Origin of the sequence: Dictyobacter alpinus, from assembly GCF_003967575.1 — a bacterium.
Classification (GTDB): Bacteria; Chloroflexota; Ktedonobacteria; order Ktedonobacterales; family Ktedonobacteraceae; genus Dictyobacter; species Dictyobacter alpinus.
On the sequence record NZ_BIFT01000001.1, the window covers coordinates 2,385,677 to 2,397,316 of the forward strand.

Below are 11,640 nucleotides of genomic sequence, written 5' to 3' on the forward strand. Positions count from 1 at the left end.
TCTATCGTTTTGTTTCGCGGGTCCTCCTACCACTTTGTAGGAGGACTTTTTTTTTAGAGGATCCAGGATAATTTGAAGCGATCAAGCAGGCGTCTGATCGGTCCCATCTCTTCTATACCGAAGAGGCGGGCCAGGCGCAGGTAGATGATTGATCCGCTAATAAGTTCAATGCCCAATTTGAGAATTGCCAGGCCGATTCCAGCGGTGCCCATGAAGATAAAGCGTTGGGTATCGGTTGTGTTCAGGGCTGTATCCAGCAAGGCACGTACCACGAAGACTGCTACACTCATGCCTGCGGTTGCGGCCAGTACCCGCATGGTAAAGATGCTCAGGGATTTCTCGGTGAGTCCTTTAACCCTGCGATGTAGCAGGATGAATAGAGCTATGGCTTCCAGTATGCTGGCGATAGTTGTCGATAAGGCCAGTGAACTCATACCCCATACGACCCCTCCAAAGTTGGTAAATGGGGTGATAAGGATAATACTCAGGGCTATCTTGAGGATGAATTGTCCTACACTGATGATGACAGGTGTCTTGCTGTCTCTCATGGCATAGAATGAGCGTGTCAGAATCTCGATGGTTGCAAAGGCTGGTAGGCCGATGGCGAACATGTTCAGGGCCAGGACGGTGGCGTCGGCTTTCGCCAGGGTAAAGTGTCCCAGGTTGTCGGTGATGTAGCTTCCATGGGCCAGGAGCGATTGTACAATGGGTAATCCCAGTAGCATTAGGCCCAGGCAAGAGGGAATTGATAGGAAAAGGATGCCGCGTAGCGTTTCCAGGATCAGGCCTCGCACTTTATCCATTCTTCCCCGGGTGACGTATTCGGCCAGGGTTGGGAAGGTGGCTGTGGCCAGGGCCATGCCGAATACCCCTAATGGTAATTGCATAAGCTGCATTGCCTGGAAGGATTCGGTTTTTAGTCCGTTGATCAGCTCGTTGTCAGTGGTGGCTAATCCCAGTTGGCCAATCAAGAAACCGTCAACAAAGACCGATGAGGAGAGCATGGCGGCGTTAAAGATGCGTGGTAGCATCTGTCGGCCTATCTGGATAACGGCCGGGTGCCTCCAGTCGGCTGTGGGCTTGAAGTGCATGCCTACTTTAGCTAAGCCTGGCACCTGGATACCCACCTGAATAAGTGCTCCTACGATAATTCCGACGCTGGCAGAGTAGACGGCAAATTCTGGATTTCCATGTCCGGTGGCCTTAAGAATAAGTCCTGGTATGAGTCCAATGATTGATCCTGCGTTATAGAGCACTGTGCCGATGGCCGGAAGGAAAAAATTTTGCCGGGCATTAAGTACCGCGTTGGTGATTGAGCCCGCCCCCAGGATGATTGATTGTAGGAGCATTATACGTACCAGGGTGACGATAACTGGGATGGTAGCGGCTCTCTCGGGTGTGGTGGGCGGATTATAGAGTGGGACGATTTTATCGGCAAAGATGGCGGCAAAGATGGCTATGATGACCATCACCATGGTTGCTAATGTTAGCGATGCATTGGCTACATGCCAGGCGGTCTTCTCATCTTTGTTTTTGTTCATGTAGTGGGTGAAGACGGGAATAAAGGCTGAACTGAGGGCTCCTCCCGCTACAATGTTGAAGATGGTGTCGGGTATGGTAAAGGCCTGGTAGAAGGCGTCTGAGAAGATGGTCGCCCCCAGTATATAGGCGGTCAGGCTGGTCTTTACTAATCCGAGTACGCGGCTGGCGATAAATGAGCCACTGAGAATAAATGTCGCCTGCCCGACGCGAATTCTTCTCATTACCCCCGTATCTGGCTTGATCTCTGCGAGGTCTACGCTTTCTTCGGCCAGTGAGGTATGAGAGATGGCTTCTTGCACAGGCATCAATGAGTATAGCGGCGTGGTTGTGCGGGGAATGTTGGGTTTTTTGAATGAATGTGTGATCTCTGTCTTGCTTTGTAGTTGGTTGCGCGTCTGCTGATATCGTTGCCGCTGGAATTTTTCCATGCGCAATTGGGCCATTGGTTGCGATGGTTGTGGCACATCGGAATACTGGTATTCCATCCCTTGCCCATAGCCTAATGAGGTTCCCATGTCTTGAATGGATTCCTGATAAGTGGATGGCATGGAACCCTGGTTTTGGGTTACCGGGTCTTCTGGTTCATTGGATGGAGTGGTTACTGGCTGCTTGGGTGGTGAGTTTTCGTTGTGTGGGAACTCTGGTTTTGTTCTTTGCACTTGCGACCAGCCAGCGTTTTTTTCCTGACTGGTGTCTCCATTGGCAGGCAATGAAGCAGGCTGTCGTTCGTTTTCCATTTATTCTTCTGCTTCTATGTCTTTAGCAATGCATGGAAAGCTCTAGACGCTATTAATATGAAATATCATAGGTGTATCGTTGGTTTCGTAGAAACGCCTGTCGGTAAGCATAGCATATCTATGAGCTTCCTGCTAGTATATTCCTTTACTATAGCCCTATTGGACTTTTAAAAGTATTGGGTTTGGTTGAATGGTTAGAAGTTTGAATGGATTGAACGCCAGGCACTCGGTGTGCCGGTGGCTACCGCGGCGGTCCAGCCTGGTTCTCCAAATAATCGGGTGCCATCCCATTTCTCGTTTTTGCTGTAATAACAATAACGTATTTGCCAGTGTTGTCCAATTTTCTTTTTTTCATAACAAGCAGTTTCTATACCAAGTCGAAAGGCAAGCAATTGGGCATAGTATGGCTGTAAATTGTATTCAATTGTGTCTGTGTCTAATTCATGTTCTGTAAATGACATTTGTATATCAAAGCCATATTCGTAGTCTCTAACTTCCGGATCTCGATCTTCTTCGGCAGATTTTCGAATGAGTACTAGCATGCCAAGCATTTCAAATTGACAGTAGGGCTCTTCGGTAAAAGAATCAAGCGTGAATGGGGGTAGCGATAAGAGGTCGCGTATCTCCGTCGCCAGTTGTTGTAGTGATTTGTCTGTCTTTATGCAGATCTGCGATGACATATAGACCCCTCCTTGCGGGTACGGGAGGTTTGTGTAAAAATCTAGTTCTCATCTTACCCCTGTTGAGTAGAGGTGTCAAGCCATATGATTGCAATTGAAAGGATTTTTTTAGAGTTTGGCTCTATTTTCCCTTCACTTGCATTCACGTTTTTTGCTTGATATACTGTTAGTGCGACTTGTCTGGGATGAGCTTCGTTGCTCATATGTGTTGCGGCACCCCTTGCTGCATAATTACCAATTTTTTTGCTTTATCGAGCGGACTCGTATCTGCGCTGCTCGCTAGATAATTTTTTTTTGTTAGGAGTAAGTAGGGCTCTTATGGCTATAACGCGTCGTTCTTCCCGTTCTCATGCAGCCTTTCCGGCTCCTCCTTCGATTCAGGATGGACCTGTTATTCATGGTGATCAAGTTGTACTTGAGCATTGGTTGTTGCATTATTGGTCCAGGTTGGAATTGCCTTTGCCTGAGTTGTCACTTCTGGCGCTTACTCAGGATCGGCAGGAGTATAAACGTTGGACGGGGAAGCGGCTGAATACGATGGCTCTGGGCTGTTATTGTTATATTCCTGCTTCTCTGGCGCAGTCTCGTCGACAGCCCTTTGTAGATGGCTCTGCGCACCATCGCCATCTTATTTTTATTGATGCTGCGTTGCAGGCTAAATCGATAGAGGTGACGGTTGCACATGAATTGATTCACTTGTCGGATCGGATCCAGGGTAATCCTCGCCGTCATCGTCATCATGGGTACGATTCTATCGCGACCGATGAGGCGGCTATCACTGGTTATGCTGTAGAGGATTTACGGGCTTTGTTGCATGAGGAGAGTGTTAAACGTGAGGCTGTACGTCGGGAGCGCCGGCCGATTCGCTATGTGTATCAGTGTCCCGGTTGTGGTAAAGAATATCCTCGTACCCGCCGCTATTCTCAGGCGGTCTCCTGTAGTAGTTGCGATAAGGTCTATAATCCACGCTTTAGTTTGTCGTTGATTTCTATGTCTGGTGGTTCTGCGGCAAAATCTTGATGCGTTACTTGCTGGCTTCCTGACCTGAATTAGTTTGATGGAGTGCCTTTTACCTCAAGCTGTAATTCGTGTAACCATTCCAGTAGCGCCTGTGTCTGGTGGATACGGCTGCTCAGGACTATGTTATCGAAGAATTGGGCGTCAGCACTGTGAAGGATGGGGATTTGCTGCTTGCTTTTCAGGTGTTGTAAAAATTGCATACAGGCAGTAATCTGTTGTTCTAGTAGTGGACCCATTTTTGCAGGTTGTAGGCGCTGCACAAAATAGAGTTTAATCAAGAAAAGTATGCGTATATCCCTTGGCTTCTCAACCGGTTCCACGGCCCATTGTAAGAAGATGTCGTGTCCCTGGGGGGTCAGCTGAAAAATTTTACGTGGCGGACGGGTTCCCTGTGGCTCGATCTTCGCCTCAATGTAGTTGAGTCGTTCTAATTTCTTCAGGAAAGCATACATCTGGCTCATCTCAAGATGGATAATCTGCCCTAATGTTCCACTCTCAATTAACTGAAACATCTCATACCCATGCATTGGCTGCGTATTGAGAAGTCCTAAAATTACATATTCTGCCGGTTCGCTGATTTGCATATATCCATTCCCTTAATTAGCCGTTTAAAACATCACCATTATAGAGCACCAATCCTATTCAAGCAATCTTAACCATCCCGTTTCAGGAAATATATTTCACCTAGATACAGTTTATGAAGGTATAATAACGCTGACGTAGATAGATATACTATAGATTTACCTGCGCTGGTGCACTGACCTTGTGTTTTGTAAAGAGAGGCTGCTGCATGAGTACCTATCCTCATGAACAACTTGTACATACATTGAGCGCTTTACTTATTGAGTTACACGCTCTTCAATTATTGGTCCATTCTGATAAGCAAGATGATGTGCTTGATCTTGCGGCTGTGCGCTCAAGTATTTCTGATGTGGAAGCATTGGCCTTTGAGGCTTTGACGATTTCTCGGGCGGCCCTTGAGGAGGTGCCTATTCCTGAGTTGGATGGTGTATCGCTGTCTGAGGCTCTTTCTCGCGCGGTAGAGGAGACGGCTGAGCAGTTGAAACTGGCGAGCCGTATTTCTTTCTCTGGTGATGATGAGGAGCCGCGTAGCCCTGATCGTACTCTGTCGCCTGAGGCTGAACGGTTGCTCTATCTATTGGCGCGTGAAGCGCTTTATCAAGTGTCACAGCATAAGGATGCTCGAAGGTTGCGCTTTACCTTTAATTATCGCCAGGATGATGTGCAGATGAGCCTGGAGGACGATGGTATTCTTGATGGTCGTTCTGAACAGGATGCTGCTACCGATACGCCGGCTCCTCCTTTTGATTTTGTGCCGGCTCCAGCTGATACAACTTTGACTCCTGTGCTAAGAGATTTGCGTTCTCGCCTGGAACATCTGGGTGGCTCTCTTGAGATCACGTTGCTGGAGGAGCGGGGTGTACGCATACGTGCGCTTCTCCCTTATCATTCTTCTTTACTGCCCTCTGTGTCTTCTCCTGTTGCGTCTGTAGCGGTCTCTGATGCTGCTACCGATGCGACTGATCAGAAGGTGACGATTTTACTGGTGGATGCGCTGGCGGTGACACGTGCCGGTCTACATCGCTTGCTTGAGGCTTATCCTGGTCTGTCGGTGATTGGAGAGGCGGTAGACGGTGTACAGGCGGTCAGTGAGACGCTTGAATTGGGTCCACAAGTGGTTTTGATGGATACCCAGTTGCCAAATGGTCAGAGTCTGGAGGCTTTGCGGCAGATCAAGCAGTTGAATCTCAATACCAGGGTTTTGCTATTGGCCACTCAGGATCGTGAGGAGTATCTGTATGAGTCGTTGCGCATGGGGGCGGATGGCTATGTGTTGAAGGATATTGCTCCAGATGATCTGGCTCAGGCTGTGCATATGGTGGCTCGTGGTGAGGTACTGGTTCAGCCTCAGTTAGCTGGACGCCTGCTCTCTCGTTTTGGCCGTCAGGGCCGTGGGAATGCGCCCTATGAGACGTTGACTACACGTGAGTTGGAGGTATTACGCTTGCTGGCACGTGGCCTGCGTAATAAAGAGATTGCCGCCCGCCTGTTTGTCAGTGAGCGAACAGTGAATTTTCATCTGGCCAATATCTATCAGAAACTAGGCGTCTCAGGGCGCACCGAGGCATTAAGTAAAGCCCTGGATCAAGGCCTTGTCAGTACGTCATAAAATAATATTTTACTGGTTAACGCTATGTGCAAGTTTGCCACATACCCACTCTTTGCAAGTTTGCCACATACCCACTCTTTTGAGGAGGAACATGGCGAGGCGGTCGCGACCGCCTCGCCATGTTCCTCCTCAAAACAAGCGAGCGCCGTAGGCGCGAGGTGTGAGGGATAAAACTTGCACATGGCGTTGGTTAAGTAGCTGTTATAGGATAGAGGATCATTATATTCAGGTTATTGTTTTAGTATCCTACAAAAAAAGTATGGTAGCCCTGGCATGCTGGAGTTACCATACTTTTTTACTTACCATGATATGGTTGTTCGATTTATATTACTCCTGCTCGCCATCTATCGATTGAGTATTTCAAGGAGCTTATATATGCCGCTTCGTTATTGTTATCTGAACTCGGTGCGTAAGTAGGAATGATTTTTTCAATTGTATCTTTGTGCATGTCAATAACATAGAAGTTGCGAATGAGGGAATACCAGGTTTTGATACCGTCATCCCAACTATCCATCTGGGCGTAACCATCTCCGCTGGCATTTTTATCTACGCACTCATGATTTTGTATACAGCGCAAGTTACCAATTGAAAGGGTTTTTCTGGCTTCTCCCCTCGTACCAAAGGTGCTTTCATGTTGAAAAAAAGCTAGTGCAAAAACTGGATCAATGCCATATTGAACGCCCAGGTCGTAGAACACTTGCCCTTTTCCTGCAGCCGGTGATCCCGCATTTGATAGGACTTTGTTAATGAAGTCTGCGCTTACTGTGGGTTTGCCCATCACAGCGTAAGGGCCAGTAGCTGGCTTGATGGTTTTTTTGATCGGTTCGGGCTGGGTTTTTTGCCAGTCTTTGGCCTGGCTACCACCTACCTGGATGCTGTAGGTCTGGCCTACTCCGAAGTTGAAGTTGACGGTGTTTTCACGCTGTAAGATGCCGGCTGTGACCAGGACCAGTAGTGAGATGATCGCGAACGTAAAGCAGATCAACCATGGATGCAACCAGGATTTATGCTTTTCTAGCTGCTTAATCGCAGGCGTATCGTGCATCAAGGCCCGATCGATATCTACCGCCCTGGCTAATTTTGTATTGGGAAGTACCCTGGTATTGTGATCTGTTCTTAAATTTTCAAGGACCTGTGTGCTGTTAGTTTCTCGTAAATCTCGGGTAAGTACCCTGGTCGCTTCAGCCGCACGCTTATCGGTTGAGAGCATTCTGGTTGTGCCAGCTTTACCGCCGTTTGTAATTCTTGTGGTCGCTGTTTTACCTGTCCGATTGGAGACATTTTCTGTTCGAGTGGGTGGTCTAACAGAAGCACTTTCTCGGGTGAAGGTGAATGTTTCTTCGGTAAGTGGTTCGTTCCCCTCACCATCGGGCGCCGCGGACAAATCCCGGGTAGCACGAGCGGGAATGGCCGAGCGCGTTTGTGTGGTTGTCGGGGACACCGATTTTTTGGCGTAGTTGCCACTCGCCATGAACATGACCTCCTTAATGGATTCGAACTTTTGTTCTAATTATAGCACACATCTCCAATACTCCCTGCCAGGCGGCTTTTTATGCACCTTGACGCATAGAAATACAGCTAGCTACAAACTATCATATCACCCCAAAAGCGGCTAAAGAATAAGAAAAAAGTCCTGTTCACGAGAACTAGATTAGAATTTCCTTTACTATAGAAAGCAAATATTTATTTTTAACGTATTGAAAATACTACTGCTCTTTTAAGAACTACAAAAATAAATGAATTTTGTTGGCCCCTCCATTTATTCTTATTAATGTCGATGGTAAAAGATGAAGGCTGCGGACATGTCACTTTTTGTCGGGGCTGGATGTATTATGTATATTAGGATGCAGATGAGCTCTCATATGTTGCCTGGATGGTAACTATGGTGCTTAAGGGCAAAGATTTCGTGCCGTTAAAGGTCATCCTTAACATGACAAATATCCCTACAGGGTTGCATGCTAAAGCGAATCATGGCAAACTGGCTGAGAAATATGTGCCGCCTTCTATGACACATAGTCCTAGGCTGTCATCCGAGGACATCGCTAAACGTTGTACATTGCAGTGTATGTGATTAAAAAAACAAAGTTGGCGCAATACCTTGTGCTTAAAATGAGTAAGTAATGAATTTTCTATTCTGAAAGGGGCGTTTGTCCTGTGAATTTTTCATTGGTGCTGCTGGCGACCAACCCTAAGGTATCGTCGTCGCCAGATATAATGGGAACTATTCAGGGTCTTCTCGGACCTATTATCGGTTGTCTGGTGATGTTCTTGGTGATCTTTTCACTGAGTTTGATTATCTGGACATTCCGCGATATTCGTGCGCGTACGCAAGATTTCGTGTCTCAAATTCTGGCTACTGTCCTTGTTGCTCTCTTTAATGTGGGTGGTTTATTTATCTATCTGATCCTGCGTCCTCGCCAGACCCTGGCGGAAATCTATGAGCGCCAATTAGAGGAAGAGTCTCTGCTGGCTGAGATGACTGAACGGCAGACATGTACCAATTGTCATGCTCGCGTCGAGTCGGATTTCCAGGTTTGCCCTTCTTGCGGTCAGAAGCTGAAACGCTCTTGCCCCAAATGTGAGCGTCTGCTTGAACTGCGCTGGACATATTGCCCTTACTGTGCGAATAATGTTGGTAGCGCTCCTATGCCAGGAAATATGCCGGGCATTTCGATGCAGGGTGTTCCCCCTAGTTCTTCTTTACAGGGAAATCCTGGTATGCCTGTTAGCGGTAATCGCTACTAAAAGGATGAGCTCGATTGTGCGACTTCAGGTGGGTCCAGGCTCTCTTCCTCTGTGAATATGTTTATGATGTCAGGAATGAGAGCCTCCCTGCTGAGGATTCCAGTTATGCTTCTGTTTTTTTCCACTTTTTCACTCCTCGTTTGGAACTTTTACATAGGGATGTAATTAGGGATGTAAAATGGCTTGAATCGCTGTTTTATCAGGCTTGTACGTTCATCCTATCTGCTTTGTTTGTTGGTCAAAATGTGATATAATGATGTGACGAAATGTGGCGTTCGTTACCGCATTTTGACTATTCTGTCAGAATGCTTTTCATATAAGTAGTAAACATGTCTCCACAAAAAATTGCTTCGCAATACGCCTGTATCTGCCTTTGAAAGCATGTACAGTGTTTGTCGTATACCCCATTGAAGCTGCTTTGTGGCGGACTGGTTGTGTTCCTGTAAGAGGATTTGCGTCCAGGAGCTAGCCGATCTTTTGTCTTTGCGTTCAGATAATACGTTTTCTCTTAACTGAAGGCCTCTACTAGATCGTGCTCTCTGCAACAGCACCCGTTGATGCAACGGTTACGTATAACAAGGATAATTATCCTTGATGTTGTGTGGCCCGGGCCTCTTTGGCAGGGTTCCTTAATTGGAGTGTTTTTGATGGCAAAGACGAGAGAATCTATAATGTCAGAGCAACTCCCTGATGACTTTGATGCTGCTCGACTCACTGAACAGGCAAATTCAAGTGGGAATGGTGAGGGGAAAGTGAACGACAACGGTAATGGTAATAGTTATAGCGGACAGAATATTCAGATTCTCGAAGGCTTAGAGGCCGTCCGTGTACGTCCAGGTATGTACATCGGCGCAACCGATCAGCGTGGACTCCATCATCTCATTCAGGAGGTCGTTGATAATAGCGTTGATGAGGTGATGGCCGGCTATGCTGATACTGTGAAGGTTGTCATCCACGCCGATGAATCTGTGACCATCGAAGACAATGGACGTGGTATTCCTGTCGATGAGCATCATCAGCGTCCCGGTATGTCTACCCTTGAGGTTGTGATGACTGTGTTGCATGCTGGCGGTAAATTTGGTGGCGGTGGCTATCAGATTAGTAGCGGCCTGCATGGTGTTGGTGTGTCGGTGGTGAATGCTCTGTCCGAGTGGTGTCAGGTAGATGTGAAACATGATGGTTATATCTATCGACAACGTTATGAGAAGGGTGTTCCGGTTACTCCTCTGGAAAAATTGGGGAAAACGGATGGCACTGGCACGATTACGACGTTTATGGCTGATCTGTCGGTGATGGAGACGCGGGATTATAGTTTTGATATCCTGGCCCAGCGTTTTCGTGAGATGGCGTATCTGAACCGTGGTCTGACGATTGCTCTGATTGATGAGCGGACCGATCGCGAGGCGACTTTCTACTTTGAGGGTGGTCTGGCTTCTTTTGTGCGCTACCTGAATAAGAACCGTAATACTTTATCTCGGCCGGTGAGTATTCTCCGTGATATTGATAATATTAAGGTCGAGGTGGCTTTACAGTATAATGATAGTTGGTCTCCAACTGAGTATTCCTTTGCGAATGGTATTAACACTGTGGACGGTGGTATGCATATCACTGGTTTCCGCAGCGCTTTGACGCGTACTTTGAATGACTATGCGCGTAAGGCTAATTTGCTGAAGGAGAAGGACGGCAATCTGACCGGTGATGATGTGCGTCAGGGCCTGACCGCTGTCATTAGTGTGAAGATTCCTAATCCTCAGTTTGAGGCCCAGACCAAGTCGAAACTGAACAATGCAGAGGTCCGGCCGGCTGTTGAGACGGTGACCGCTGAGGTACTGAATCAGTATCTGGAGACAACTCCCAGTGAGGCCAAGTCGATCATCGATAAATGTCTGATGTCGGCCAGGGCTCGGGAGGCGGCCAGGGCGGCCCGTGATCTTATTCAGCGTAAGAATGCGCTGGATAATACGCTGCCGGGCAAACTGGCAGACTGTAGTGAGCGTCGGGCTGATCGCTGTGAACTCTATCTGGTTGAGGGTGACTCTGCCGGTGGTTCCGCGAAACAGGGCCGTGATCGTCACTTCCAGGCTATCCTGCCATTACGTGGTAAGATCCTGAACGTTGAGCGGGTCGGCCTGGATACCGTCCTCAAAAGCGAGGAAATTAAGAATATTATTACGGCGATCGGTGTAGGTATCGATGAGCACTTCAACATGGCCCGCTTGCGCTATGGCCGCGTCGTCATTATGTGCGACGCTGACGTTGATGGTGCCCATATCCGTACCTTGCTGCTAACCTTCTTCTACCGTCATATGCAGCAGTTGATTAGCGATGGCCATTTGTTTATCGCCCAACCACCGCTCTTCCTCGTCAAAATGGGCAAGACGGTCCATTATGTCTACACCGAAGAGGAGCGCGATACCCTGATCGCTGATTACAAAGCCTCCCATAATGGCAAGGAGCCTGAGGTTGGCCGCTTTAAAGGTCTTGGTGAAATGAACCCTGAGACCCTATGGGATACCACCATGGATCCTGAGAAGCGTACCATTCTGAGGGTAAACATTGATGAGGCGGTTGAGGCTGATAAAGTCTTTAGCATGCTGATGGGTAGTGAAGTCATGCCCCGCAAGCGCTTCATCGAAAGCCATGCGAAGAGTGCTAATCTCGACGTATAAAGCTTGATCTAACCACTAAAGTCTTGTAAAAGAGGTCTTGAGCAAATATCTGATAT

At 47.7% G+C, this 11,640-nt stretch carries 8 protein-coding genes; 4 read left to right on the top strand and 4 right to left on the bottom strand.

Translation table 11 applies throughout. From position 1 onward, the window contains the following. Positions 1 to 53: 53 nt before the first annotated feature. Positions 54 to 2,279: a murein biosynthesis integral membrane protein MurJ gene (gene murJ, locus EL633_RS09470; protein ID WP_126626944.1), complete on the bottom strand. Its 2,226-nt coding sequence runs from the start codon at positions 2,277 to 2,279 to the stop codon at positions 54 to 56. A gap of 194 nt (positions 2,280 to 2,473) precedes the next feature. After that, positions 2,474 to 2,959 carry a hypothetical protein gene (locus EL633_RS09475; RefSeq protein ID WP_126626945.1) on the bottom strand — a complete coding sequence of 162 codons (486 nt, stop codon included), beginning with the start codon at positions 2,957 to 2,959 and terminating at the stop codon, positions 2,474 to 2,476. Between the two features lie 318 nt (positions 2,960 to 3,277). Between EL633_RS09475 and EL633_RS09480 the strand changes: the two genes are divergently transcribed. Then, positions 3,278 to 3,979: a SprT family zinc-dependent metalloprotease gene (locus EL633_RS09480; RefSeq protein ID WP_126626946.1), complete on the top strand. Its 702-nt coding sequence runs from the start codon at positions 3,278 to 3,280 to the stop codon at positions 3,977 to 3,979. 29 nt (positions 3,980 to 4,008) lie between these two features. Here the strand turns inward: EL633_RS09480 and EL633_RS09485 are convergent, their stop codons facing one another. Beyond that, on the bottom strand, positions 4,009 to 4,563 hold the full coding sequence (locus tag EL633_RS09485; protein ID WP_126626947.1) for a PadR family transcriptional regulator: 555 nt from the start codon (positions 4,561 to 4,563) through the stop codon (positions 4,009 to 4,011). Positions 4,564 to 4,769: 206 nt separating this feature from the next. Here EL633_RS09485 and EL633_RS09490 point away from each other — a divergent pair, with 206 nt between their 5' ends. Further along, positions 4,770 to 6,170 carry a helix-turn-helix transcriptional regulator gene (locus EL633_RS09490; protein ID WP_126626948.1) on the top strand — a complete coding sequence of 467 codons (1,401 nt, stop codon included), beginning with the start codon at positions 4,770 to 4,772 and terminating at the stop codon, positions 6,168 to 6,170. A 322-nt stretch (positions 6,171 to 6,492) separates the two neighbouring features. Here EL633_RS09490 and EL633_RS09495 read toward each other — a convergent pair whose 3' ends face one another. Beyond that, on the bottom strand, positions 6,493 to 7,641 hold the full coding sequence (locus EL633_RS09495; protein WP_161982060.1) for a glucosaminidase domain-containing protein: 1,149 nt from the start codon (positions 7,639 to 7,641) through the stop codon (positions 6,493 to 6,495). Positions 7,642 to 8,324: 683 nt separating this feature from the next. Here EL633_RS09495 and EL633_RS09500 point away from each other — a divergent pair. Beyond that, on the top strand, positions 8,325 to 8,915 hold the full coding sequence (locus tag EL633_RS09500; RefSeq protein ID WP_126626950.1) for a zinc ribbon domain-containing protein: 591 nt from the start codon (positions 8,325 to 8,327) through the stop codon (positions 8,913 to 8,915). Between the two features lie 671 nt (positions 8,916 to 9,586). After that, positions 9,587 to 11,584: a DNA topoisomerase (ATP-hydrolyzing) subunit B gene (gene gyrB / locus EL633_RS09505; protein WP_126626951.1), complete on the top strand. Its 1,998-nt coding sequence runs from the start codon at positions 9,587 to 9,589 to the stop codon at positions 11,582 to 11,584. Positions 11,585 to 11,640: the final 56 nt, after the last annotated feature.

Excerpts from the sequence above, each read along its gene's own strand:
- EL633_RS09480 (WP_126626946.1), top strand. The coding sequence starts at position 3,278 with ATGGCTATAACGCGTCGTTCTTCCCGTTCTCATGCAGCCTTTCCGGCT.
- EL633_RS09495 (WP_161982060.1), bottom strand. The coding sequence starts at position 7,641 with ATGGCGAGTGGCAACTACGCCAAAAAATCGGTGTCCCCGACAACCACA.
- murJ (WP_126626944.1), bottom strand. The coding sequence starts at position 2,279 with ATGGAAAACGAACGACAGCCTGCTTCATTGCCTGCCAATGGAGACACC.
- EL633_RS09490 (WP_126626948.1), top strand. The coding sequence starts at position 4,770 with ATGAGTACCTATCCTCATGAACAACTTGTACATACATTGAGCGCTTTA.
- gyrB (WP_126626951.1), top strand. The coding sequence starts at position 9,587 with ATGTCAGAGCAACTCCCTGATGACTTTGATGCTGCTCGACTCACTGAA.
- EL633_RS09475 (WP_126626945.1), bottom strand. The coding sequence starts at position 2,959 with ATGTCATCGCAGATCTGCATAAAGACAGACAAATCACTACAACAACTG.
- EL633_RS09485 (WP_126626947.1), bottom strand. The coding sequence starts at position 4,563 with ATGCAAATCAGCGAACCGGCAGAATATGTAATTTTAGGACTTCTCAAT.